The 23,919-nt window shown below is 36.8% G+C and carries 27 protein-coding genes, 1 tRNA gene and 1 pseudogene; 1 reads left to right on the top strand and 28 read right to left on the bottom strand.

Features of this window, described 5'->3' with window-relative positions; all coding sequences use genetic code 11:
- Positions 1 to 42 precede the first annotated feature (42 nt).
- The 20 genes from LKI_RS05330 to rsmG all read right to left on the bottom strand — a co-directional run bounded on the left by LKI_RS05330 (position 43) and on the right by rsmG (position 16,071).
- The gene (locus LKI_RS05330; RefSeq protein ID WP_013103143.1) at positions 43 to 1,302 is read right to left on the bottom strand and encodes an acetate/propionate family kinase; all 1,260 of its coding nucleotides are present in this window, start codon (positions 1,300 to 1,302) and stop codon (positions 43 to 45) included.
- Between the two features lie 119 nt (positions 1,303 to 1,421).
- Positions 1,422 to 2,432 carry a class I SAM-dependent methyltransferase gene (locus LKI_RS05325; RefSeq protein WP_013103142.1) on the bottom strand — a complete coding sequence of 337 codons (1,011 nt, stop codon included), beginning with the start codon at positions 2,430 to 2,432 and terminating at the stop codon, positions 1,422 to 1,424.
- A gap of 31 nt (positions 2,433 to 2,463) precedes the next feature.
- Positions 2,464 to 2,760, bottom strand: coding sequence for a hypothetical protein (locus LKI_RS05320; protein ID WP_013103141.1), 297 nt, complete (start codon positions 2,758 to 2,760; stop codon positions 2,464 to 2,466).
- Positions 2,753 to 3,184 carry a hypothetical protein gene (locus LKI_RS05315; protein ID WP_013103140.1) on the bottom strand — a complete coding sequence of 144 codons (432 nt, stop codon included), beginning with the start codon at positions 3,182 to 3,184 and terminating at the stop codon, positions 2,753 to 2,755. Before LKI_RS05315 ends, LKI_RS05320 begins: the two co-directional genes overlap by 8 nt.
- Positions 3,165 to 3,320: a hypothetical protein gene (locus tag LKI_RS05310; protein WP_242651992.1), complete on the bottom strand. Its 156-nt coding sequence runs from the start codon at positions 3,318 to 3,320 to the stop codon at positions 3,165 to 3,167. Before LKI_RS05310 ends, LKI_RS05315 begins: the two co-directional genes overlap by 20 nt.
- 28 nt (positions 3,321 to 3,348) lie before the next feature.
- Complete coding sequence (locus tag LKI_RS05305) at positions 3,349 to 3,741, bottom strand: type II secretion system protein (RefSeq protein ID WP_013103138.1); 393 nt, start codon at positions 3,739 to 3,741, stop codon at positions 3,349 to 3,351.
- On the bottom strand, positions 3,725 to 4,036 hold the full coding sequence (comGC, locus tag LKI_RS05300) for a competence type IV pilus major pilin ComGC (protein ID WP_013103137.1): 312 nt from the start codon (positions 4,034 to 4,036) through the stop codon (positions 3,725 to 3,727). The genes LKI_RS05305 and comGC overlap by 17 nt, the downstream gene beginning before the upstream one ends.
- Positions 4,033 to 5,079, bottom strand: coding sequence for a type II secretion system F family protein (locus tag LKI_RS05295; RefSeq protein ID WP_013103136.1), 1,047 nt, complete (start codon positions 5,077 to 5,079; stop codon positions 4,033 to 4,035). Before LKI_RS05295 ends, comGC begins: the two co-directional genes overlap by 4 nt.
- On the bottom strand, positions 5,021 to 5,977 hold the full coding sequence (comGA, locus tag LKI_RS05290; RefSeq protein WP_013103135.1) for a competence type IV pilus ATPase ComGA: 957 nt from the start codon (positions 5,975 to 5,977) through the stop codon (positions 5,021 to 5,023). Before comGA ends, LKI_RS05295 begins: the two co-directional genes overlap by 59 nt.
- 111 nt (positions 5,978 to 6,088) lie before the next feature.
- Positions 6,089 to 7,441: a glucose-6-phosphate isomerase gene (locus LKI_RS05285; protein ID WP_013103134.1), complete on the bottom strand. Its 1,353-nt coding sequence runs from the start codon at positions 7,439 to 7,441 to the stop codon at positions 6,089 to 6,091.
- Between the two features lie 87 nt (positions 7,442 to 7,528).
- A complete protein-coding gene (locus LKI_RS05280; RefSeq protein WP_013103133.1) occupies positions 7,529 to 8,230 on the bottom strand; it encodes a glucosamine-6-phosphate deaminase in 702 nt (233 codons plus the stop codon).
- 116 nt (positions 8,231 to 8,346) lie between these two features.
- On the bottom strand, positions 8,347 to 9,612 hold the full coding sequence (locus LKI_RS05275; protein ID WP_013103132.1) for a D-alanyl-D-alanine carboxypeptidase family protein: 1,266 nt from the start codon (positions 9,610 to 9,612) through the stop codon (positions 8,347 to 8,349).
- A 12-nt stretch (positions 9,613 to 9,624) separates the two neighbouring features.
- Positions 9,625 to 10,710, bottom strand: coding sequence for a sensor histidine kinase (locus LKI_RS05270; RefSeq protein WP_013103131.1), 1,086 nt, complete (start codon positions 10,708 to 10,710; stop codon positions 9,625 to 9,627).
- Entirely contained in the window at positions 10,710 to 11,399 is a 690-nt protein-coding gene (locus LKI_RS05265) for a response regulator transcription factor (RefSeq protein ID WP_013103130.1), read from the bottom strand. Before LKI_RS05265 ends, LKI_RS05270 begins: the two co-directional genes overlap by 1 nt.
- A 12-nt stretch (positions 11,400 to 11,411) precedes the next feature.
- A complete protein-coding gene (locus LKI_RS05260) occupies positions 11,412 to 12,116 on the bottom strand; it encodes a DUF1129 domain-containing protein (protein WP_013103129.1) in 705 nt (234 codons plus the stop codon).
- A 63-nt stretch (positions 12,117 to 12,179) separates the two neighbouring features.
- Entirely contained in the window at positions 12,180 to 13,280 is a 1,101-nt protein-coding gene (ychF, locus tag LKI_RS05255; RefSeq protein ID WP_013103128.1) for a redox-regulated ATPase YchF, read from the bottom strand.
- Positions 13,281 to 13,417: 137 nt separating this feature from the next.
- Positions 13,418 to 13,621: a DUF951 domain-containing protein gene (locus tag LKI_RS05250; protein WP_013103127.1), complete on the bottom strand. Its 204-nt coding sequence runs from the start codon at positions 13,619 to 13,621 to the stop codon at positions 13,418 to 13,420.
- A gap of 1 nt (position 13,622) precedes the next feature.
- Positions 13,623 to 14,522 carry a ParB/RepB/Spo0J family partition protein gene (locus tag LKI_RS05245; protein ID WP_013103126.1) on the bottom strand — a complete coding sequence of 300 codons (900 nt, stop codon included), beginning with the start codon at positions 14,520 to 14,522 and terminating at the stop codon, positions 13,623 to 13,625.
- The gene (locus tag LKI_RS05240) at positions 14,512 to 15,273 is read right to left on the bottom strand and encodes a ParA family protein (RefSeq protein ID WP_013103125.1); all 762 of its coding nucleotides are present in this window, start codon (positions 15,271 to 15,273) and stop codon (positions 14,512 to 14,514) included. The genes LKI_RS05245 and LKI_RS05240 overlap by 11 nt, the downstream gene beginning before the upstream one ends.
- 78 nt (positions 15,274 to 15,351) lie before the next feature.
- Positions 15,352 to 16,071 (bottom strand): 16S rRNA (guanine(527)-N(7))-methyltransferase RsmG, encoded by a 720-nt coding sequence (gene rsmG / locus LKI_RS05235; protein ID WP_013103124.1) that lies wholly within the window; start codon positions 16,069 to 16,071, stop codon positions 15,352 to 15,354.
- A 685-nt stretch (positions 16,072 to 16,756) separates the two neighbouring features.
- Here rsmG and LKI_RS05230 point away from each other — a divergent pair.
- Complete coding sequence (locus LKI_RS05230) at positions 16,757 to 16,969, top strand: hypothetical protein (protein WP_013103123.1); 213 nt, start codon at positions 16,757 to 16,759, stop codon at positions 16,967 to 16,969.
- Between the two features lie 168 nt (positions 16,970 to 17,137).
- On the opposite strand, the gene LKI_RS05225 is transcribed toward LKI_RS05230, so the two are convergent.
- The 8 genes and pseudogenes from LKI_RS05225 to LKI_RS05190 form a co-directional block, all read right to left on the bottom strand.
- Positions 17,138 to 17,221: transfer RNA gene (locus LKI_RS05225), tRNA-Leu, on the bottom strand.
- 71 nt (positions 17,222 to 17,292) lie between these two features.
- Entirely contained in the window at positions 17,293 to 17,589 is a 297-nt protein-coding gene (locus tag LKI_RS05220; protein ID WP_013103122.1) for an ArsR/SmtB family transcription factor, read from the bottom strand.
- Positions 17,590 to 17,939: 350 nt separating this feature from the next.
- Positions 17,940 to 18,407, bottom strand: a complete 468-nt coding sequence (locus LKI_RS05215) for a universal stress protein (protein ID WP_013103121.1) — start codon at positions 18,405 to 18,407, stop codon at positions 17,940 to 17,942.
- Between the two features lie 22 nt (positions 18,408 to 18,429).
- On the bottom strand, positions 18,430 to 19,824 hold the full coding sequence (locus tag LKI_RS05210) for an Nramp family divalent metal transporter (protein WP_013103120.1): 1,395 nt from the start codon (positions 19,822 to 19,824) through the stop codon (positions 18,430 to 18,432).
- A 362-nt stretch (positions 19,825 to 20,186) separates the two neighbouring features.
- A complete protein-coding gene (locus tag LKI_RS05205) occupies positions 20,187 to 21,086 on the bottom strand; it encodes a cation diffusion facilitator family transporter (RefSeq protein ID WP_013103119.1) in 900 nt (299 codons plus the stop codon).
- A 110-nt stretch (positions 21,087 to 21,196) separates the two neighbouring features.
- Positions 21,197 to 22,136, bottom strand: a pseudogene (locus tag LKI_RS05200) (metal ABC transporter solute-binding protein, Zn/Mn family).
- Between the two features lie 41 nt (positions 22,137 to 22,177).
- Positions 22,178 to 23,023, bottom strand: a complete 846-nt coding sequence (locus LKI_RS05195; RefSeq protein ID WP_013103117.1) for a metal ABC transporter permease — start codon at positions 23,021 to 23,023, stop codon at positions 22,178 to 22,180.
- Positions 23,016 to 23,759, bottom strand: a complete 744-nt coding sequence (locus LKI_RS05190; RefSeq protein ID WP_013103116.1) for a metal ABC transporter ATP-binding protein — start codon at positions 23,757 to 23,759, stop codon at positions 23,016 to 23,018. Before LKI_RS05190 ends, LKI_RS05195 begins: the two co-directional genes overlap by 8 nt.
- Between the last annotated feature and the right edge of the window lie 160 nt (positions 23,760 to 23,919).

The raw sequence follows: 23,919 nt of genomic DNA, 5'->3' as shown, positions 1-23,919 counted from the left end.
CTTACATTCTATCATATTTTCTATCCGAAAGATTAACAGATGTTACTTCAGTGCTTCAACATCACGTGCAATCATCAGTTCTTCATTTGTTGGAATTAATAATGCCTTCACATGTGAACTACTTGTTGAAATTTCAATCTCTTGACCACGTGTCTGGTTCGCGTCGGCATCTAGTTCGATGCCAAAATAACTCAGTCGATCAATAATCATTTTTCGAACTGGCGCCGAATTTTCACCAATACCTGCAGTGAATACAAGGGCATCAACGCCCCCCATTTCAGCAATATATTGCCCCACATACTTGATAATACGGTTAACAAATATTTTCACGGCTAATTTAGCATGATCATTTGTATCCTGTACATCTAACAGGTCACGCATATCTGAAGAGATTGTTGATAATCCGAGTAAACCAGACTTCTTATTTAGAATGGTCAGCATTTCATCATTGGTTAATCCTTCACGCTCTTGAATATAATAAACTAACGATGAATCAACATCTCCAGAACGAGTTGCCATTGTTACACCAGCAAGTGGTGAAAATCCCATTGATGTGTCAAGTGATTTGCCATCTTTAATAGCAGTAATTGAGGCGCCAGCACCTAAGTGCAAAGTGATTAACTTTAACGCTGATAAATCTTTTCCCATCATGTCAGCTGCACGAGCAGCAACATAACGATGTGAAGTCCCATGTGCACCATATTTACGCGCGCCATAGCGTGTATAGTACTCATACGGCAGTGAGTAAAGATAATTTTCTTCGGGCATAGACTGATGGAAAGACGTGTCAAATACTGCCACAGATAATGCATCAGGTAATAGCTTCTGAAAAGCACGTATTCCCATGGCGTTTGCCGGATTATGCAGTGGTGCATAATCTGCCAAACGATCAATTTTTTCTAAGACTGAATCAGTGACAACAACTGAATGATTAAACCATTCACCACCTGCAACTACTCGGTGCCCTACACCGGTAATTTCATTGAAGTCTTGTATAATACCAAGATCTGTCAATTTTTGCAACATGAAATTAATTGCTTGTTGATGGTCTTTAATTGCAAGTACATTTTCATACTTTTTGCCTTTACCATTCTTGGATAAAGTAATATGTTCATCGTCTTCTTCTAAATGACCAATCAACCTTTCTCCTTGAACATCTGCACCGTACTTAATTGTCACAATGGCATCATCCATGCCTATTCGTTCGATAACACCTTGTGCAATTACTTGTTCAGCTGGCATTTCTAATAATTGAAATTTTAATGATGAACTACCTGCATTAACAGCCATTGTCTTAGCCATGATTCTATTTTTACCTGTCTTCCTTAAACGCGTTTGTATTAACTACATGTTAAAAAATATAGGGTACTTTCAGGATATTTCTGTCCAGGCGCCTTACATCTCAATGCCATGTGGCAGCATCACGCTCTGTCTTGTTCTTTATTAAGTTTAACCCAAGCTGCAATTTCTTGCAAAAATTTTTTCAATGCATCAATATCTTTCAAGTTAGGATACTGTCCCATCAACACTTCACTATAAGGGCCAACACCCGTCTTACGAAGAACTAAAATTGCTTTTGCTGCCCGTTGATCTTTAAAAAAATCATTAGGCAATTGTAAAAATGCTTTTAACTGCGCTTTTTGCGTCACAAATTGTAAGATTTTTTTTGCATGCGCACCTGACAACACATTTGCTGGTACAATCAGGTATACCCAGCCATCGTCAGTAACAAAATCTAAGCTCTTTTCAATTAAAAGATGATGTGTCAACGAACGCCCATCGCTAGCACGTGTTGTATAGCTATCTGATGGCACTAAAGGATAGTAACCTACTGGTAGATCTGCAATGACCGCTTTAGCTTTTGGTGCATTATCTACTGCAATAACATCTTCTTGATAGAATTCAGTCGTACCTTGATTTAATAATTGGTCAACAGCGGTCGCCAAAGCTAATTGCGTGTCATCATTATCAATGCCTACCCGATTAATAGTTATATCATGCATTAGTAGGACATCATTAATTGTATTTAGTAGATTACCAGATCCAACTGTTAAATCTAGGATGGTATCGCCATTTGATAAATTAGCTGTTTGCAACAAAAAATCAGCCAGTAAATAGCCCAATCCATCAGGTGTCAACTGATGATTCGCTTGTAATTTATCATCACGATTAGCTTTTAAAATAGCCAACTGCAAGATTTTGCGTAAATCACCTCGCGCAATATTTGACCAATCAACCGTGTTTATTGCTTGGCTAATCTCTTGGGTAACTTCATCTGTAGGTTTACCAAGTTCATGATGTATACTACCAGCATGGACATCTTCTATTATTTCAATCAAGGCATCAGTGATACTCACGTCCATATCCTGTGCTAATGCCTGCATACTTGTTGTTAAGGCATCAAAACCTTGTGCTATTTTTTCTTGTGTCATAGCCTTATTTTAGCGTTTTTTCACAAAGTTTTCAAGGTGATTTCACAAGTAGCTCTCTAACATATGTTTTATTTCCCATCTTTATGTGGATATCTTTTTCGACCATAATTATCTGTGTGTTTTCTATTTTGAGATTACTCTGCTGATTTTTATGATAAGCTAAACTGACTTGTAATTGTATTGTATCTACCTTTGCTAGTGTAATCATTTTAGCACGCGAACCTAATTGTGCATTAAACGCTGCATTTTGTAATACGAAAAGCCCGCCAAGCAGACCTAACATGATAATTGCCGAAACAAAAATAGTTCCTGATCGTCGTTTATTCATGTCGCTTTTCCCTTTTCAGGTGCATAATACCCATTACTTTTTGATCATTTTCAGATACAATTTCCAGTTTTAAATAACTCTGAAAATCCACAACGTTCAACGCTTTAACATCACGTAATAAAATAATTTGACCTGCACCTTCCGCTGATAATTGCAATTTATTGTTATGAACTATCAAATTCATTTTTTTACCTTCAGTATTATTCAAACGTATACTATGTAAATCAGTTGCTAGCATGGTGTATTTTTGCGTCTCAACTTGTTTTATAACAGTTTGCAACGCCACATCCAACGGTAAATTAACTTGTACTTTTAGTAATGGCAAGCTAAACTGTATGGTTAGTAAAATAAGCGAGGCGACAATGAGTGCGATTAAAGATTCAATCAATGTAAAAGCAGTATACCTACTTTTTAGCATAATCATACCATACTTCCAAAGCATTAATTCGTTCTTGCGTCGCGTTTTGGTACTGTTTTTTTAATCGCTTGTCATGATAGTTAAAATCTTTTAGTTGTTCATATTCAAAACAAAGTGCTGTACTAACTAATATGAGCGTCATTAAAGCTTCTGCTAATACAAATCCTTTTTTACTTTTTTTCGATACGATAATCACCACCCCCTAAATTAAAAATGAGTTTAAATGTTTGATGACCACTCGTTAATGTTATTGTCGTCGGCGCGACATAGCCAGTTTTTAAAATACGTATACTTTTAGGTGAAGCGTTTTGATAACCGTGAGGATATTTAATAACCTCACGGCCAAAAGATATGGTTTGTGCCTCAAAATTAACCACCTGTGTTTTTTGTTCCTGTTGCGCAGTCAAACGAGCATGTTGCCATTGTGATTTAAAAGTTGCTTCCCATTGATTGGTGTGCTGAGATTTCGGTATCTTTGTAAAACCCACTAATAACATACTTGCCAAAACACCCAATACCATCAAAGATTCTAATAATGTAAATGCCTTATTTGTGTGCTTCATTGTGCGTTATTGTAATATTTAAATCCTTCACCTTTTGTGATTGTTTAGTCGTTAAATAACCACCGGATACAAGGTCATTTATTGTTATTGACTGGTTTTCAGGATGTTCGTTGGCATAAAGGTCAATTTGCGTCTGCACTGTAGATACCATAGCAGTCGTGTGCGTTTCAACAGCCTTTTGACGCTGCATATTTAAATTAGGTAAAATTAATAGCATGAGCAAGCTAATAATGAACAAAACAATTGCCGCCTCAATTAATGTAAAAGCTTTTTTCGTTTTCTTAAAAAATTTCATTGATATAATCCTCCGATAGATTGATACATTGGTAATAACATTGACATGTACAAGCCAACAATGGCTACCCCAATAATGCCAAAAAACAATGGCTGCATTGTGCTAATTAAACGATCAGTTTGTTGCATAAGCAACTGAAATTGTGTTTTTGCGTAGTAAGACAAATACTTTGCAAGTTCTTTGGGCTTATGCCCACGCGAAAAATACCCTGCTAATGATCGATTAAAATAAGGTTGTGCTAAAACATAATTTTCAATCGTTTGCCCTTGTTTTAAACTGATATGCGCATGATTCACAATTGCAAATACCGTTGATCTTGCATTTTGTAAATCAGATTGAACCATTTCTTCCAAAATTTCTGGAACAGTTAGTCCACTGGCTAATAATGTTGCTAGCTGTTGCGTGACTTGATATGTCACAATTGTTTTAGCGATGGTACGAATCACAGGTAATTTAACTAAAATAATTAATCTTTGACGTGCCGTTTTACGATGCCATATAATGATTAATCCAAATAATAACAAACAAGCCACACCACCAAAAAAATAAGTATACGCAGGATTCGGTATGTCAGATGATGCTGCTTTATCTTGCCACTGATTTAATATTGGATATAATAAATATTTTAATCCCACCAACATTGCACCAAGTATACTTAACAAAATCAAAGGATAGCGCATCACTTGCATGACCTTATTTTGTTGTTGTTGTAACTTAGCCAAATTTTGTCCAATGGCTACTAACGTTTCCGATAAATTACCATGTTGATCCGCCAACTTGAGCTGTAGTAAAATTTGACTACTGACGTTTTTTTGCAAAATAAGATGTAATGCTAATCCTTGATTCAAACCATACCTCACCTCTGTCAGCCACTGATACCACTTACTATGCGCGCTCGCTAGAATATCTAAACTTTGTGATATGCTGTACCCTGATTGCAATAATTCTCCTAATTCTTGAAAGAATAAAATTTGTTCTCGGATTTTAAAGCGTTTGGAACGTGTGAGCTGTTTTTTGTGATATCTTGTGAGTTGATGCAGCATATTTTAAAACCTCCTGCCATTTTTTGGTAAATTTCAGCACTGGTTCGTCTCGCAATACACGATTAATAAGCATCTCATCAAGTCTATCTATCAATGCAGCCTGTTGATTACTAGTCGTTGGTACTAAACGTTGATAGACAACGCCAGACAATGCTGTTCCTAATTGCTGCTTGTCGACACCTAAATCCTGTAAACGTAGAATCACATCTCGTGCAGACATTGCGTGAACAGTACTCAAAACAAGGTGTCCACTTAAAGCTGCCTGTATTGCAGCTTTTGCTGTTATCCCATCTCGAATTTCACCGACCAATAAAATTTCTGGCCGATGGCGTAACGCAACTTTAATGAGATCATCATAATATATACCTGCATCCTCATTAACTTGTAACTGTACAAATTTTGGTTGCTGAATCTCTACCGGATCCTCTATTGTTAAGACTAATTTTTCATTTGATACTTGTTCTAACAAACGATATAGTGTTGTTGTTTTTCCGGAACCCGTAGGTCCAGAAATCAAAAACAATCCTGAGCTAGGTAAAGATTGCTTTAATTCTTCGAATTGTTTAGATTCCAACCACTGTTGGTTGTTTTGTTGTTGATAAATAATTCTAAGCACAACTGTTTCTCGATTTAAAAAATCACCCACAGTGGATACGCGTAACCAAATATTATCATGCTGAAAACGTCCTAGTTGTGGTCGACGTCGTTCAGAAATATTCATTTTAGCGCGGTATTTAATTGCTGAAATCATCAATTGTGCATCTGTTTCACTAATATTTTTCAACTCGAAAGCACTACCGTCCACGTGAAATTTAATAACATAACAATTATCAGAAATTGGTAATATGTAAATATCATTTGCTTGTTGCTTAATTGCTTCATCTATTATTTTGTTCATAGCCTATGCCTTTCAGGATCATTGGCATAATACGTTTAACTTTTTATTTGCTCACAAAAAAACACTCAAAGTCTTTGAGTGTTTTAAAAATAAATATGGTAATCCAACAAATTATTCGCCTAAGCGTGCACGAAATGCCTTGGTAGCTTCTTCATAGCCAGGTTTACCCAACAGTGCAAACATAGCTGTTTTATAAGCCTCAACACCTGGTTGGTTGAATGGATTAATACCAAATGTATAACCCGATGCGCCCACTGCCATTTCAAAGAAATAAATCAAATAACCCAATGAATAAGCATCTTGTGCTGGCAAATGCACAGCCAAGTTTGGTACACCACCATCAATATGAGCCAATGTCACGCCTTGTGAAGCTTTTGTATTGACTTCATCAATGGTAATGCCTTCTAAATACTGCAAACCATCATTATTACCATCTTCATGTGGCAAGTCCAAGTTTGAAACAGGATTGTCAAGTTTCACAACTGTCTCGAACAAATCACGACGACCTTCTTGAATGTACTGACCAAGCGAATGTAGGTCCGTAGAGAAATTAGCAGATGATGGATAAATACCCTTTTGATTTTTACCTTCTGATTCACCCATCAACTGTTTCCACCATTCTGACAAGTACTGCATAGATGGTTCCCAATTAATTAGCAACTCTGTTGTGTAACCCTTATCGTACAAAATACGACGAGCAGCGGCATATTTATAAGCTTCATTCTTTTCAATATTAGAATCTGAATACTCGTCTTGTGCATCCTTAGCACCAGACATTAACTTTTGAATATCTGCACCAGAAGCGGCAATTGGCAACAAACCAACAGCAGTCAATACAGAGAAACGACCACCAACGCCATCAGGAATCGTAAATGTTTCGTAACCTTGTTCTTGAGCTTCATCATGCAAGGCTCCTCGGTTTGCATCTGTTGTCGCGTAAATACGCTCTTTAGCGGCAGCTGCACCATATTTTTTTTCAAGTAATTGCTTGAAAACGCGGAAAGCAATTGATGGTTCTGTCGTTGTTCCTGACTTTGAAATCACATTAACTGAGAAATCTTGATCACCAATAACACGAACTAAATCATTCAAATATGCGGCGGATGTCGAATTACCTGCAAAGTAAATTTTAACACCTTGGCGTTGATCATCTGCTAACTCATTGTTAAATACTGGGTTGAGGAAATCAACGGCCATTTTGGCACCCAAGTATGAACCACCAATACCAATAACAACCAAGATTTTTGAATTAGATTGTATTTTTTTTGCTGCCGCTTGGATACGAGCAAATTCTTCTTGATCGTAATCCGTTGGTAGTGTCACCCAATCAGAATATTCTGCACCAGCTCCCGTACGATTCCGTAACTGTTGATCAGCCATTGTAATCAAGGGTTGCATTTCAGAAAACTCATGATCAGCCACGAAATTTTCAATGTTCTTTGTATCAAATGTGATGTGTGCCATAGTATTACCCGCAATTTCACCTGTTTAAAATGCCCAGGTGACTGCTTTCCTCCTTAATATATGTTAAGCGCTTACAATATTATTCTATCACAATTTTGTTGCAGCTGCTTCATCAATAATAATTGTAACATTATCGTGATTTTGAAGTACTGAAGCTGGTACCTTTTCTGTCACTGGACCATTAACAGTGGCAGCAATGACGTCAGCTTTATCAATCCCATAAGCCATTAATAAGATTTTTTTTGCAGACATAACTGATGCGATTCCCATAGAGATCGCCTGCGTCGGTACATCAGATGACTTGTCAAAAAACCGTGCATTTGCGTCAATTGTTGATTGTGTTAAATCAACAATATGTGTTGTTGACTCAAATGATGTACCTGGTTCATTAAAACCAATATGGCCATTACGACCAATACCTAGTAACTGTAAGTCAATAGGATTTTCAGAAATAATTTTATCATATTGTACAGCCGCGGCCTCATGATTATCACTAATACCGTTTGGTAGATACGATTTTTTAAAGGGTTTCTTGTTAAAAAGATATTGATTCATAAAGTAGTGATAACTTTGCTCATTATCTCCAGATAACCCTAAATATTCATCTAAATTAATTGACGTCACATTTGAGAAATCTAACGTACTTTCTGTCAATTTTTCATATAATGCAATTGGTGTCGACCCTGTTGCTAAACCAAGTACTTTTACACCACTAGCTAACGCTGCTTGATAAATATCAAAGGCTTTTTGAGCACCTTCTGCTGGATTTTTAACTTTAATCAGTTCCATCGTTTTCTCCTTGTCAACTGGTCTATACCACATTGGTCTATACCAATATAATAACACATTATACGTCATTTGAGAAGTTAAAAAAAAACAACTTTTTCAAGTTGTTACAAAATCAATTATGAATGCACAATTGACCGCCATGCGCGTACGATAAAATTAGCCTTCGTTGTTTTTTGTGTCGCAGCCAACTCAACAGCGTGATTATGATTATGCCCATTTGGTAAATACTGTGCACCACTTAAGTTGAACGTGACATTCGCAACTTTCTGATTTTTTTTCACAGATTTACCTTTAACGTTAAATACTTTTATTTCTGGTGTCAGCTTTGATCCTTTATTAACCCAAATTGTCTTTGTTTGCGCAATTTTTACTGGCATATGAGATTGCTTCATGCGAGGTAAATCCACGTGTTTAGCTTGTGACAAAACTGTTCCCTTGCTAAAAGTCGTTGCTTGTTTGTCAGCTAAAACGGCATTAACAATATTTAACGTTTTTTGGTAACGTTGCACCTCATCCATATAACTTGCTGCACCATTAACAACAGTTATGAATTCATGACCACTGGCATCTTTAATGATACCCGTAAATGCCGCACCAGATTCTGGTGTAGAACCTGTCTTCAGCCCCTCAATAATGAGATGATTAGGATTAATTAAATATGGCCAATTTTTTGTCATTTCTGTTGGCTCATTAACAACATAATTTTTTGTTAAATGGTATGAAACATGTGTACTTGTTGCTAGTTTACGAATATCTGGATCTAATCTCACTATTTCTCGTGCAATCATTGCAACATGTTTTGGGCTTGCTAAATTCACTGCATTATCTGGTGCACTGGTCACTTTATTTTCAAAGGCATCCTGATTAACTTGACCTGCAGAATTATACCATTTCGATTTCGTTAATTGTAATTCTTCAGCCCAGGACTGTAAAGCTTGGGCTGTAGTCATTTTTTTTGGTGTTAAATATTCAGCAAGTGCAAAGGCTGAATCATTAGAGGACAAAGTAATCATCGTATTATATAATTCACGCACAGTTAATCGATCGCCTGCTTTAACTGCTAAATGAGAAAACATATGGCTATCTTGTTTAGATAAATCAGCCTTTTTTGATATTGTAACTTTATCTGACCACTTTATTTTCCCTGAATCGATGGCCTTTAGAACAGCATAAGCAGTTAATAGTTTAGATTGTGATGCAATAGGTCCTAGTTCATCAGAATTTTTTTCTGCTAGTATCTGACCAGTTCCAGCATCAATCACAATAGCCGAACTCACATCCTGCTTGATGTCTAGTGGTTTAGCTAATGTACTTGCTGAAACCGTTGTTGTCATCAAAAAAAGCATGACAACACTCACCCCAATAACCTTAATACGTCTCATTATTTCTTCTCCCTAGTGTTGCTTTAACGGCATTGTTACAATAAATGATGTTAAATCATCATCTGATGTAGCAAATACCGACCCCTGATGTTGCTCGATAATACCTTTAACAATAGCTAACCCTAACCCAGTTCCTCCCGTCTTACTATTACGTGAGCTTTCGACCCGATAAAAACGACCAAAAATGTCTACAATATCTTTACTTGGAATTTTAGCACCATCATTGACGACGCGTATTTCAACAGTTTTATCTTTCACTTGCGCAGTTAATTTGACAAAAGTCGCACCTTCTCCATACTTCATAGCATTGGTAATTAGATTCATTAAAACACGCGCTAGTTTATCAGAATCAGCTTCTAACATAATTGTTTCTGGATTAGTAATTTGGGTCAATTCAATCTTTTTTTCTTGTGCCTCAATTTCATAACTGGCTAATAACTGGGCAAATAGATCACCAAGGCTGAGTGTCGTCATATTAAGAACTGCATCATGTGCTTGAGTCTGTGAAAATGCAAATAAGTCTTCAACTAACACCTTCATTTGATTAGATTTGTCGTAGGCCGTGTGAATGTATTTTGCTCGTTCTGCAGGGCTCAATACGTCAGCGTTCATCTCAACTAAACCTAAGTAACCAATGATGGCAGTTAACGGTGTTCGTAAATCATGTGAAATATTAGTTATCATTTCATCTTTCGACCGTTCACTTTGTCGCTCTTCTTCTCTAATTTGACGGGTATTTTTAGCAATCTGGTTAGAAACATTAATTAGCGCTTGGGTTTTTGGTGCATAGTCGGCTCGCCAATCAATTATACCGTCCGAATTTTCATCTGCCATACGCTGTAAATGGCGAATTAGCCTTAAAATACTTTCTGTCTGTCGCCACCTGACATATTGCCAACTTAAGATGCCAACATCACCAACTATCAATAACACAAACATGAACCACCGGCCAATAGTGTTTGAAAAGCCTTCAACTGTGATTATCATTGGTATGCTCGTTATCACAGTCCAACTAAAAAGCAGCAGTAACAAGATCGTCACCACCGCATAATAAATTTTTGTGCGATTGTGCTTTAAAAGCAACGCAAAATTTTTCATTAGCTTACTTCAATCTTATAGCCAACGCCCCATACAGTTTGAATAACCTGATCGCCACTCGTTGCCTCTTCTATTTTATCCCGTAAATGTGACACGTGAACCATCACTGTTTTAGCAGAAACAACTGATTCTTGCTGCCAAACACGTTCGAAAATATCATCTGCTGAAAAGACACGATTAGGATGCGATGCCAACAAATATAAAATACCAAATTCCAAGGCAGTCAGGTTAACAAGATCACCATCCGCTGTTTTCACTTCATGACTATCTTTGTTGATAAATAATGAGCCAATATCTAACACATCTGGTGTTTTGTCTTGCACTGAATTTTCTGCTCTGCGCAATAAAGAACGAACACGTGCCATAACCTCCAGTGGATTAAATGGTTTAGTAACGTAATCGTCCGCACCAGTTATCAATCCTTGAATTTTATCCATATCACCAGACTTTGCTGATAACATTAGAATTGGAATACGACTATCTTTACGAACGACTTTTACAACTTCCAGACCATTCATATTTGGCATCATCACATCCAAAATCATTAATGCGATGTCTGGATTTGTATTGAGCTTAGACAAGGCTTCTTTGCCATCAACTGCCATAATAGGCTCATAGCCTTCATTTTTAAGGTAAATCTCAAGTAATTCAGCAATTTCAATATCATCGTCGACAACTAAAATTTTCATTTTCAGATCCTCTTACTTTTTGGCTTGTGATGCTTCCAAACGTGCTTGCTGTGATAACTGACTAATTGCTAAGAAACCACCTTTTAGTCCCGACTGTTGCCGATTCCAACGGAAAAGGAGATAAGCTAGACCTAATAAAACAATATAAACTACTGGTGGCAGTGTTGGGTTGATCATTGGTGGTAACATACCAAGAACCAAAAAGCCAATTAACCAGGCTAAGACAGCACCAATCAGGTACAACCAACGATTGCTTTTAGCATTAGCTTGTTGTTTGCCTTTTGGGTTAGGTGTTAGCTTCACAACGACTGCCGTATAAATTGATCCACCAAGTGCCGAAATCAAAATTAACGACACAATGCCCGCGCCCTGATTATTGGCATTTTTTGAGAAGAATAAGGACACCCCAAAAACAGCCAAAAACAACATTAATATAGCAAGCGACGTATCTAACGCTAAATTCCAAAACTTATATTCATGTAGTTTTTTAGTATTATTACGTGGATCTAAGTACTGTTGAACTGCTTGAGTCGGTGTCCCAAATAACTGTGCTGCAGTTTTTCCAGTTCCTTGGGCACTCAATAATCGTTGCTCAACCTCAGTAGTAATTTCGTCTATTTTTTCACCAGATAGTTGACCATTTTGGGCAAGTAATCTTTTAAAACGAAATATAAAATCTTCATTTTTATTTGTCAAATGCTGTTTTTCTTCTGACATTTTGCTTCCTCCAAGGATATACATTGATGATGTTTAGGTAAAGTTACTCTAGGTTTAAGTGATTTAAACATTAAATCTAAATTCAATGATGTCGCCATCATTAACAATGTATTCTTTACCTTCTGAACGTAATTTACCTGCTTCTTTAACGGCTTTAACTGATCCTAGACGATCTAGATCATCAAAAGCTATTGTTTCTGCACGAATAAAGCCACGTTCAAAATCTGAATGAATGACACCAGCAGCTTGTGGTGCTTTCATACCAGATTTAAATGTCCAAGCACGCGTTTCTTTCCCGCCAGCAGTAAAAAAAGTACGTAAATTCAATAAATGATAGGCCGCTCGAATTAATTTATTTAATCCAGGCTCTGTAACGCCAGCCATTTCTAAGAATTCAGCCTTATCCTCATCTGCCAACTGTGCAATTTCTTCCTCTGCGCTAGCAGACAAACCAATAACTTCTGCACCTTCAGTCGCAGCAAATGTTTTAATATCATTAAAATACTTAGATGCTTCAGGATCAGCCATATCATCTTCTGCTAAATTAGCAACATACAGTACTGGTTTCGTTGTTAACAAAAATAAGCCCTTAACAATTTTTTGTTCCTCATCAGTAAAATCAAGGGTCCGGACAGATTTTCCAGCTTCTAATGCTGGCTTGATTTTTTCTAACACGGAAAATTCTGCTTTAGCAGCTTTGTCTGCACCCTTGGCCGCACGAGCAACCTTACTGTACCGCTTGTCAATTGTCTCAAGATCAGCAAGAATAAGCTCCGTATTGATTGTATCAATATCATCTAATGGATTAACAATACCATTCACATGAATAATATCGTCACCATCAAAGGCACGAACAACATGAATAATAGCATTAACTTGCCTGATATTTTCTAAAAATTTGTTCCCGAGTCCTTCACCCTGTGAGGCACCTTTTACAATACCAGCAATATCGGTAAATTCAAAAGTAGTCGGAATAATTTTATCGGCAGGTTCAATCTCTTGGATACGAGCCAATCGATCATCAGGAACTTCAACCATCCCCACATTTGGTTCAATCGTCGCAAATGGATAATTAGCCATTTCTGCGCCTGCTTGCGTAATTGCATTAAATAACGTTGATTTACCGACGTTTGGAAGACCAACAATTCCTGCTGTAAGTGCCATAATTTTAATGTGTGACAAGTAACCGACTGCCATAAACATCATCAATTTTACTACTGAAAATAATACCTTCATCTAGAAAAATGAGAACAACAATCGTTTGCTACTTGGAGCACGTTTCCTTTCCTAAACCAAAACTGCTAATTTGTTTCAGCAGATACTAAAACTTTCTTTAATCGCTTATTAAAATCAAAGCGAGACATCATAATACCACGGCCACAATTTGTACATGTCAGCTTAATGTCAGCACCAACGCGCGTTATCCTCCAAGCGTTAGTACCGCATGCATGTGGCTTTTTCATTTCTACGATATCTTGTAATTTATAATCGATTGCCTCGGCCATACTAATCAACCTCAATATCTAGTAAATTCAAAATCCGACTTAAATCATCATTGGACAAATAGCTAATTTCAATTTTACCATGACCCTTATTACCAACATTGACGTTAACCTTTGTGCCAAACTTTTCCTCCAGTTGCGTTGCCAGTGACGTTATATAAGGTGACACTACTTTCTCATTTTTTTCAGTCGTACCATTATTTATTTGTCTCACTAAAGACTCTACTTGTCGCACATTTAGATGACGTGTAATGATTAACTGTGCCACCTCCTCTAGCTTTGCTTTTGATTTTAAACCAAGCAAAGCGCGGGCGTGGCCCATGGACAAGTCACCTTTTTCTACCAATTCTTGCACGGATTGTGGCAATTTAAGTAGGCGCAACGCATTGGCAACGGTTGTACGTTCCTTGCCAACTTTTTCAGCAACTTGGGCTTGTGTCAAATGTAATTGCTGCATTAAATTATCATAAGCTTGCGCCTCTTCAATCACATCTAAATCATCACGCTGCAAGTTTTCAATTAAAGCAATTGCGGCCATCGTGTCATCATCAACCTCGCGCACAATTGCGCTAATATAAGTTAGTTCAGCTAATTTAGATGCACGGACACGACGTTCACCAGCAATAATCTGATACCCACGGTCATGCTTACGAACAATAATAGGTGTTAAAACACCATTTTGCTTAATAGAACGAGATAATTCTTCTAGCCGCTCATCATTAAACCGGTGACGTGGTTGAAAGGGGTTGGCTTCAACATCAACCAAATTAATACGCACCACCTGTTCAGTCGCAGTCGCCTGCTTGGTGACCGCCTTTGTATGCTCTAATGCCTCTTCAGTTACATTATTGGCGTTAAATAATCCGCCTAAACCCTTGCCAAGGCCACCTTTTTTAATTGCCATATTGTTTCAATACCTCCTGCGCCAGCTCATTATAAACTTGCGCGCCTACTGAACGTGGATCAAAGTCAATAATTGCCTGTCCATAAGAAGGTGCCTCACTCAATCTAACTGAACGTGGAATAACTGTTGTGTAGACCTTGCTACCAAAATAATTACGCACTTCTTCTGAAACTTGTTTGGCTAAGTTAGTTCGACCGTCATACATGGTCAATAAAATACCAGAAATATCTAACTCGGGATTGAATTGCTTTCTTACAAGTTCAATTGTATTCAATAATTGGCCCAATCCTTCTAGTGCATAAAATTCAGTTTGCACAGGAATTAAGATAGCATTTGCTGCTGTAAATGCATTCACTGTTAGTAAGCCCAATGCAGGTGGGTTATCGATCAAAATGAAATCATAATCATCATCAACGGCTGCTAATGCCTTTTTTAATCGATACTCACGTTTTTCTTGACCAGCTAATTCAATTTCAGCACCTGACAGCTGGATAGTAGCAGGCATGAGATCGTAGTTATCTGTAGGAACAATCACATCACGTATGGGTACAAGGTCAACTATGACGTCATAACTATCACGTTCTAATTCCGATTTATCGACACCAGAGCCACTCGTTGCGTTACCCTGTGCATCAATATCTACAAGTAAAACACGCTTACCAGCTTGAGCAAGTGCTGCTCCTAAGTTGACACTGGTGGTTGTTTTTCCGACGCCACCTTTTTGGTTGGCTAATGCAATGATTTGTGCCATGTCGTTTTGACGTCCTTTCTGTCAATATATCTGGCGATGCTTTATCAAAATATTTGTAACAATTTAATATTTAGACGTTTATCCAATCGGTTTTCTATTAGGCGTACCGGCCTGTCTTGGATATTGCTTTGGTGTTTTTTTGGTTTTGTCAACAATTTGAATAGAACGCGTATCCCCGTTTGGTAACGTAAACTCAAAGTCACTTTGTAAAGTACCGCCTAAGGTGACAAGCGCTTTTTGACCATCTACCAGTTCTTGTTGTGCAGCGGACCCCTTCATAACCAAGAATTGACCACCAATTTTAACAAACGGTAGCGTATATTCAGCCAATACACTTGTTCGCGCGACAGCACGAGCTGTAGCATAATCAAATTGTTCGCGATACTTGGGCTTTTGTCCAATGTCTTCAGCTCGACCATGAACAATTTCAACATGAGATAAGCCTAATTCTGTGACAACCTCTTGCAAAAAATTGACACGCTTTTGCAATGAATCAACCATGGTTATCTGCAAATCTGGCAAAACAATTTTTAAAGGTAATGATGGGAACCCTGCACCTGTTCCAATATCAATTAACGTTTTCCCAGGTACCTTTAATTTTTTTTCATAGAACAATACAGTGAGTGAGTCATAAAAGTGTTTGAGATAGACATCATCTTTTTCAGTAATGGCTGTCAAGTTAACTTGCTCATTTCTAGCCACTAATAAATTAAAATATTGTTCAAATTGTCTGATTTGTTGATCTGTTAAAGTAATACCAGCTTCTTTTAATGCTAAAATAAACGCTTCAACTGTCAATTTTTTGCTCCGTTTCAAGTTTGTGCAGCACAAAAAGCGCTAATTACAACTAATATTAGAATACCTGAAAAAAGCCTAATTTTCAAGTTTTCTACCACTAATTATCCCTGATATCATTCACATGTAACGTGTCATATTCGTTCTTTGTAGCACACTATCATACACTATCTTCATTATATCAAACTTGTTAGCAATATTTTATTGATTTTTAATGATTTACGTTGTATGATTTAGGTAATCTAGGAAAGGGGGTCATAACTTTTGAGTCATTCAAATCGAAATATCTCAATTGTTTTGGCCGCTTAACGGAAAAGCGGTCGAAACGATTGCAGAAGGACTATCACGGAGACTCATTTAGATGAAACTCATGTGATAGTTTTTATTTATTGGTGGTTAATCGTTTTATGTTGACTGACTATCAAAGTTGATTTGTATTTTTTAATTAGATTAAACATCATTTTAATTTAATTTATTAACAACACTGAATTGTTATTTTATTACAGTTATTTATATATCATAACATTGCTAATATTGATAAATTCAATCATAAATAAGAATATTCATCATATAATTGCATAATGAAAAATCATTATTATCGTGATGAGGTCAATATATAGTCGTATGCTGAATTATGTGTTATATTAGATATCTAACTAAAATTTTATTATTGAAGGTAAACAGCATAATGAATGGATTAGAATACAACATCACCACAGAATGGAGCCGGGAAGCTTACGCTCTAACTACTGGCGATACATCATTTGAACACGTACCTGTAAGCGTTCAACAACTATGGGATGATTTTTATTTAGCCCAGCAATTACCGAACGACACGAAAATATTAGAATTCGACCGGATTTTAACTACTTTTCAGTCACAAGGCTGGTCAAATAAATAAATATTAGCGTTTTTAAAAACCAAAATATTAGCGATTTGGTTTTTTATACCCTTTTTTGATAGACGTTAAGCACTGTATCATTTTAAAATACTAGACTTATCGATTGAATTATAAAAAAGTGCTACGAATTTATGTTGTCCATAAGTTCGTAGCACTTTTCTCTATTTATGCCGTCGGTGGGAGTCGAACCCACACGGTGTTGCCACCACTGGATTTTGAGTCCAGCGCGTCTGCCAATTCCGCCACAACGGCAAGTATCTTATCTTCTGTCTTTACAACTATATAAGGATACCAAATATATAAACTGGCGTCAACCCTTCCGACTAATTATTATGATTAAACACATGGGTGACATGCTTCAAGGCATTATCTAGTAAAATCAGAATATGCGAATCACTCAAGCAATAAACAATTTCACGTCCATGCCGTTGCGTTTTCACTAATTCCGCTTCACGAAGAATTTTTAACTGATGTGAAACTGCAGATTGTTCCATATTTAAAAGCGTGATAATTTCAGATACAGTATATGATCTCTCACGTAATAATTCAAGAATAGTCAAGCGTTGCTTATTACCTAATATTTTGAAAATTTGTTCCAATTCAATAATTTCTTTTTCCATAACTATATTATAACAGGCCCGACAAGTATTGAATTACCCAAGCTGTAACTAACACATTAATAACTCAAACCAATCATTTGTTGTTTATGTTTATACTGATTTAATCTGTTAACGTTATATTAGTCTTAATAATAAAACAAGTCATCTCAAACAACGACAAGTTTTAGAAAGGTAGGTATTGGTTGTGAATGGTATCATTGCTGGGGCGTCATACCAGCACACGAAATCTCGATGATCTCTCTCCTCCCAAACATGCATTAATCGTATAAAAAACCCGAAGATCTTATAGATCATCGGGTTTTCGTGTTTTTAAGCTTAAAATAATTTCAAACCATTTTTTAAAACATATATCAATTAGCTTTACGCGCAACCATTGATGAGATTTTAGCATGGCGTGCAATATATGCAGCTTGTGATCCTAGCGATTCCCAGAACCCATCACGTGAATGGGCCCCAACAATAATCAAATCTGCATGAACCTTAGGCACAACTTCCTGTAGCAGTGCTTCACCTGCCTTAGCACCATCAGCAAATATTGTTGACACGTGCTTAGTACCTTGTGACTCAGCGTAAGCCTTGTACTTAGCTAGATGATCTTCAATTTCAGCACGTTTTTCCTTTATGACACCCAAATGTAAAGCATCAATTGTTGATAAGTCGCCCATCTCTAGCACAGACGCAATGATTAAATTTGCATCATCTTCTTTTGCTTGATGAATGGCATTGGCTAGAGCAAAGTATCCTTGTTCTGACTCATCAACACCAACAACGACATTTTTAAATTGTAATGGTTCGATATTTAAATTTAATTCGCTCATGATTGATCTCCTAACCTTATTATTATGCGCCAAACATTTGTCCCATAATTTGAACAATTAATTGAATATTTAAACCTGTCAGTGCTACGAAAGTCAACCAGCCAAGTATGGTCATCCATTTTGGATTAACAAATTCTTCACCCATAATCTTCTTTGACGATGTGAACATAATTAATGGCGCCATCGCAAATGGCAAAGCAACTGATAAGAACACTTGTGAATAAACCAGAAGCTGGTCTAATTTATCTTCTGCACCACCATAAATCAAGGTAAAGGCAATAACTGGAATTAATGCCAAGCCACGTGTAACAACTCGACGTAACCACATTGGAATACGCATGTGAAGGAAACCTTCCATGATAATTTCACCAGTTAATGTTCCGGTAATTGTTGAATTTTGACCAGACGCCAACAAGGCAACAGCAAACAACGTTGACAAAATTGGTGACGCAACTGCACCAGCAATTGTATTATCACCTAAAGCATTATACATTGAACCAAACGTCCCAACTTTATCGGCATGACCGAAGAACAATGCTGCCCCAAGAATTAACAATAACGAGTTAATTACAAACGCTAATGACAACTGAATATTTGAATCCCATGTCATGAAACGCACAGCTTCTTTAATAGCAGACTTGTCAGTACGATCAACCTTACGTGTTTGTGAGATTGATGAATGCAGGTAAAGGTTATGCGGCATAACAGTTGCGCCAATAATACCCAATGTCATAACCATAGGTGAATCAACACCTCTTGGACCATGTGTTGAAACTGCTTGGAGTTGAGGTAAATAACCTCCAAATAAAGCTGATAACTCAGGTCTTGATAATATAACTAAGTATCCAAAAATAACCAAAATTGTGATAATCAAAGTCATAACAATGGCTTCGATTTTACGGAACCCAAACCGCATTAACAATAGCAGTAAAATAACATCAAATGCCGTTGTTAAAACAGATGCAATCATTGACCACCCAAATAACAAGTGTAAAGCAATGGCACCACCAATAACTTCAGCAATATCTGTGGCCATCAATGCTAATTCAGTCATAATCCACAACGCAATACCACCAGGCTTATTTGTGCGATCACGTGTTGCCTGCGCTAGGTCTTCTTGCTTAACAATACCTAACTTACCCGCCATATATTGTAACATCATTGCAATTAATGATGAAATCAAAACAACAGACAGCAAGACATAGTGATACTGTGCACCACCACCAACTGATGTTACCCAGTTACCTGGATCCATATAACCAACGGCAACTAAGGCACCAGGACCTGAAAAGGCCAACAATTTTCGCCAGAAAGACCCATCTTTTGGGGCTTCAATTGAGCTGTTGACATCGCTCAAACTTAAGTTATCAGTCGCATCTTGCACGATACGATGATCTGCTTTTTTAGAATTATCCATTCTAATTCTCCTTTAGATTTCTCCTCAAGACAAAAACAAACGAATTTTCACTAAAATACGTATTTAGTATTCACTTTTCAAACACTTAACGTTAATAAACACGCATTGTAGTGCTAAATAATTTTCATAAAGGATTTCATTCAACTGGGTTGTTAAAAGCTTATGAAAGGTATCTAACTCGACTATTCCTGCCCTAATACATATTACATATTACACTTTTTTATTAATTCGTCAACACGAAATGTCTATAAAAAAATTTTTTACATGTTATTTTCAATATGAATTCACATTAAATGTGAAAAAAATCAGTATTGTTAGTTTTTGTAACCCCTTTCATGAGAATGTTACATTTGTGTGACTTGTCAAATTAAATTACAAGGTTCTGTGACTTTTGCTGTTTCAATTTGGATTGTAACATGGTTCACATGATAATTCCGACGTAATGTGCCAGCAATATCTTCTAATAATTCTTGAGAATCAACATTTTTTACAGCAGACAAATGCACTGTCAAGGCAGTTTCTGTAGTAGACAATGGCCAAATATGCAAATCATGCAAGTTTGAGACATTTGGATGATTGTTTAGATAATTGAATATAGCCTCTTCATCAACACTGTCAGGAACCCCATTAATAGCCAAATTAAAAGTTGACGCCATGACTGGCCATGATGTAACAATAATAATTATACCTATAATCATTGATATGATTGCATCGATCATGTTCCAACCTGTTAACTGAATTAGTAGACCACCAACAATCACACCAACAGAAACACCCGCATCAGCTAATAAATGAATATAGGCCGTTTTTGAATTTAGGTCTTGTTCATGATGATGCCCATGTTCATCTGGGGCACCACTGGCTTTAAATAGCATTGCAGTGAAAAAGTTAATGCCGATACCCACTGCAGCAACAATCATCACTGTAGCACCACTCGTCGATACTGATGGTGGACTAATAATGTCTGAGATGCCTTCATAGAAAATAATCACAACCGCAAACAGCAACAGTAATGTATTAAAGATACTTGCTAATATTGATAAATTATGCCAGCCATATGTATGTCGCTTTGTCGCCTTCAACCCAAATACAACGACAGCCAACCAAGCAATAACAAGTGCTAGTACATCACTCAAATTATGAAATGCATCAGCAAACAAGGCTGTTGAGTGCGCTAATTGGGAAAATACAATTTCTGTTAGAACGAATACTAAATTCAACGTAATCCCGATAATATAGGGTTTTTGCTTCATTTGTGTCATGTCTTTTCCTCACAATATTTTTTATATATTAAATATACCACTTTTAAATGAATTATGTTTCATATATAAACATAATAAAAAGTCATCAATGACGTGATGACTTTTTACATTTATTTCGCCATACCTTCAGCGATTTTATCCAAATTCCATTTCATCATGCTGTAATAAGTGTCCCCCGTCGGTTCCCTTTTTGGCAAGTGAATCGGTATAAATTTTAGAATATATAGACAACCCTGTTTCCTTTGAAACCTTTTCCATTGCCTTGGGCGATACTGAGCTTTCTAAGAATAGTGACTTCACTTCGCTCGCACGAATTTTAGCCAACACTTGTTTCATTTGTTCTGGTGTGCCTTGTGATTCTGTATTAATTTCCCAGATAAATGCTGGTTTAACACCATACGCTGCTGAGAAGTATTTAAATGCGCCCTCTGAAGTCACTAACACTTTTTTGTTTTCTGGTATATCGTTAAACTTTGTTTTAGCACTTTTATCTAAATCAGTCAGTTTTGTAATATAAGCCTGTGCGTTTTTCTTGTAAGCATCGCTATTATCAGGATCCTTGTCAATCAATACTTTCTCAATATTTTTCACATACTTGATACCATTTTGAATATCTAACCAGGCATGCGGATCTAATTCATCTTCTTTACCAGCATCCGTCAAATGCTTAGCTATAACACCTGCTGAAACAGAGTAAACTTCTTTATTGTTTTTCTTCCCCGCATTTTGGTACATCTTTTTAAACCAACCTGAACCACCTGTTTCTAAGTTAAGACCATTGTGGAATAAAACATCTGCCTCTTGGGTTGTTGATACATCTTGCGGACGTGGTTCATATTCATGTGGATCTGTACCACGAGGCACTATTGTATACAAATCTACCTTATCTCCTGCAACTTCCTCAACCATATTACCAATAATTGAGTTGGTCGCAACTACATGTAGCTTATTATGCTTTTTAGTTTGCCCACCGTGAGTACTATTCACAAACCATAATACACCACCCAAAACAACAACTACTGTCGCAACAATAATACTTAAACGCTTAATCATAATTTTTTCTCCGTCTTCTTTTAACTTTGAAACTCGAATTAATTTATTTTTTTCTTAAAAATAATACCTTGTTTTGGTGAGAACAAAAATGCCAAACTAAAGAACACTGCTGCTGTCAAAACAATCGCTGGGCCTGAAGCCCAATTGAATGTGTAACTCATGTATAAACCAATTACGGATGAAATGACTGAAAAAATTGCCGCCACAATCATCATATGTGATAGACGGTTAGTTAGTAAATAAGCTGTTGCAGCAGGTGTAATAAGCATCGCCACAATCAAAATGATACCAACAGTTTGCAATGCAGTCACAGTTACCAACGTCAACACCAACATCAAGGCATAGTGCATCAGTTGTGTCTTTAATCCATATGCTTTCGCAAAAGTATTATCAAATGACGTGATCAATAATTCTTTATAAAATACCACAACAAAAATCAAGACAATTGCTAAAACAATGGCTGTTGTGATTAGATCGTTATCCGACACTGCTAATACATTTCCAAACAAAATATGGTGTAAATTGGTAGCTGATTCTGCTAATGAAATTAAAATAAAACCTAATGCAAAGAATGCAGAAAATACAATACCTATTGCCGTATCATTCTTCAATTTTGATTTTAATGTCACTAGGCCAATTAACAATGCAGCTAAGATACCAAATACTGAAGCACCAAGTAAAATATTAATCCCTAACATATATGCTACAGCGACACCAGGGAGGACGGCATGAGAGATGGCATCCCCCATCAGAGACATACCTCTTAAAATAATGAATGAGCCAATAATACCCGACATAATACCCACTAAAATTGAGGTAATTAACGCGGTTTGTAAAAAGTTATATTGCATCAAACCATCAATAAATAATCCTATACTACGCATGTTCAGGCTCCTTATCTGAGAATAATATTGTTGACAAATCCCCACTAAAGGCCGTTGTAATATTTTCTTTGGTAAAGACCTCTGTCGTCTGTCCTGCAGCAACAATACCACGATTGATAATAACTAAATTATCAAAATACTTGGTCACTTTATTAAGGTCATGATGCACAACAATAATTGTCTTTCCAGCCATTTGCCAACGTTTCAAAATTGACATGATTTCTGCTTCGGATTTCATATCAATTCCTACAAAGGGTTCATCTAGAATAATCACATCTGCTTCTTGTACAATTGCCCGTGCAACGAAAACGCGTTGCAATTGTCCACCCGAGAGTTCACCAATTTGGCGTTGTGAAAATTCCGACAAATTAACATCAGCTAGCGCTTGACGTGCAGCACTTTTATCGTTTTCACTTGGAATCTTAAATAATCCAAGATTAGGATAGGTTCCAGTTAAAACAGTATCAAAAACATTAATCGGAAATGTTAAATCAAGCGCTGCACGTTGTTCAACATATGCAACATTTTTTAGTTGCTTAGCAACCGGTTTATCATGCAAAGTCACATCGCCACTTTGCTTGTGTATCAATCCCAAAATACCTTTAATCATTGTTGACTTACCGGCACCGTTTGGTCCAATAATCCCTGTGATTTTCCCAGGTTCAAACGCGATTGATAGGTTCGTGAATATTGGTTGCCCACTATAGGCAACCGTCATATTTCGGACTTTTATCATTGTTTGTACTCTCCTAATGTTATCGACATTAACTCGAGTGTAAACTTTTAAATTAGAATGCTTCCAGCCAAAAACTTTCATGCACGCAAAAATGGCGCGTTTAAAATCTACAGTTGAAATAAGTGCGTCGTGACATTTTTATTTTTTTAATTGATGAACT

Source organism: Leuconostoc kimchii IMSNU 11154 (assembly GCF_000092505.1).
GTDB lineage: Bacteria > Bacillota > Bacilli > Lactobacillales > Lactobacillaceae > Leuconostoc > Leuconostoc kimchii.
This window is presented reverse-complemented; position numbering and strand designations above follow the sequence as displayed.

Excerpts from the sequence above, each read along its gene's own strand:
- LKI_RS05215 (WP_013103121.1), bottom strand. The coding sequence starts at position 18,407 with ATGAGCGAATTAAATTTAAATATCGAACCATTACAATTTAAAAATGTC.
- LKI_RS05280 (WP_013103133.1), bottom strand. The coding sequence starts at position 8,230 with ATGGAACTGATTAAAGTTAAAAATCCAGCAGAAGGTGCTCAAAAAGCC.
- LKI_RS05330 (WP_013103143.1), bottom strand. The coding sequence starts at position 1,302 with ATGGCTAAGACAATGGCTGTTAATGCAGGTAGTTCATCATTAAAATTT.
- LKI_RS05205 (WP_013103119.1), bottom strand. The coding sequence starts at position 21,086 with ATGACACAAATGAAGCAAAAACCCTATATTATCGGGATTACGTTGAAT.
- LKI_RS05240 (WP_013103125.1), bottom strand. The coding sequence starts at position 15,273 with ATGGCACAAATCATTGCATTAGCCAACCAAAAAGGTGGCGTCGGAAAA.
- LKI_RS05275 (WP_013103132.1), bottom strand. The coding sequence starts at position 9,612 with ATGAGACGTATTAAGGTTATTGGGGTGAGTGTTGTCATGCTTTTTTTG.
- LKI_RS05310 (WP_242651992.1), bottom strand. The coding sequence starts at position 3,320 with ATGACGCTCATATTAGTTAGTACAGCACTTTGTTTTGAATATGAACAA.
- ychF (WP_013103128.1), bottom strand. The coding sequence starts at position 13,280 with ATGGCACTTACAGCAGGAATTGTTGGTCTTCCAAACGTCGGTAAATCA.
- LKI_RS05265 (WP_013103130.1), bottom strand. The coding sequence starts at position 11,399 with ATGAAAATTTTAGTTGTCGACGATGATATTGAAATTGCTGAATTACTT.
- LKI_RS05325 (WP_013103142.1), bottom strand. The coding sequence starts at position 2,432 with ATGACACAAGAAAAAATAGCACAAGGTTTTGATGCCTTAACAACAAGT.
- LKI_RS05270 (WP_013103131.1), bottom strand. The coding sequence starts at position 10,710 with ATGAAAAATTTTGCGTTGCTTTTAAAGCACAATCGCACAAAAATTTAT.
- LKI_RS05295 (WP_013103136.1), bottom strand. The coding sequence starts at position 5,079 with ATGCTGCATCAACTCACAAGATATCACAAAAAACAGCTCACACGTTCC.
- LKI_RS05190 (WP_013103116.1), bottom strand. The coding sequence starts at position 23,759 with ATGATAAAAGTCCGAAATATGACGGTTGCCTATAGTGGGCAACCAATA.
- LKI_RS05210 (WP_013103120.1), bottom strand. The coding sequence starts at position 19,824 with ATGGATAATTCTAAAAAAGCAGATCATCGTATCGTGCAAGATGCGACT.
- LKI_RS05250 (WP_013103127.1), bottom strand. The coding sequence starts at position 13,621 with ATGGCCGAGGCAATCGATTATAAATTACAAGATATCGTAGAAATGAAA.
- LKI_RS05230 (WP_013103123.1), top strand. The coding sequence starts at position 16,757 with ATGAATGGATTAGAATACAACATCACCACAGAATGGAGCCGGGAAGCT.
- LKI_RS05320 (WP_013103141.1), bottom strand. The coding sequence starts at position 2,760 with ATGAATAAACGACGATCAGGAACTATTTTTGTTTCGGCAATTATCATG.
- LKI_RS05285 (WP_013103134.1), bottom strand. The coding sequence starts at position 7,441 with ATGGCACACATCACATTTGATACAAAGAACATTGAAAATTTCGTGGCT.
- comGC (WP_013103137.1), bottom strand. The coding sequence starts at position 4,036 with ATGAAATTTTTTAAGAAAACGAAAAAAGCTTTTACATTAATTGAGGCG.
- LKI_RS05260 (WP_013103129.1), bottom strand. The coding sequence starts at position 12,116 with ATGTCAGAAGAAAAACAGCATTTGACAAATAAAAATGAAGATTTTATA.
- comGA (WP_013103135.1), bottom strand. The coding sequence starts at position 5,977 with ATGAACAAAATAATAGATGAAGCAATTAAGCAACAAGCAAATGATATT.
- LKI_RS05195 (WP_013103117.1), bottom strand. The coding sequence starts at position 23,023 with ATGCGTAGTATAGGATTATTTATTGATGGTTTGATGCAATATAACTTT.
- LKI_RS05220 (WP_013103122.1), bottom strand. The coding sequence starts at position 17,589 with ATGGAAAAAGAAATTATTGAATTGGAACAAATTTTCAAAATATTAGGT.
- LKI_RS05315 (WP_013103140.1), bottom strand. The coding sequence starts at position 3,184 with ATGATTATGCTAAAAAGTAGGTATACTGCTTTTACATTGATTGAATCT.
- LKI_RS05305 (WP_013103138.1), bottom strand. The coding sequence starts at position 3,741 with ATGAAGCACACAAATAAGGCATTTACATTATTAGAATCTTTGATGGTA.
- LKI_RS05245 (WP_013103126.1), bottom strand. The coding sequence starts at position 14,522 with ATGGCAATTAAAAAAGGTGGCCTTGGCAAGGGTTTAGGCGGATTATTT.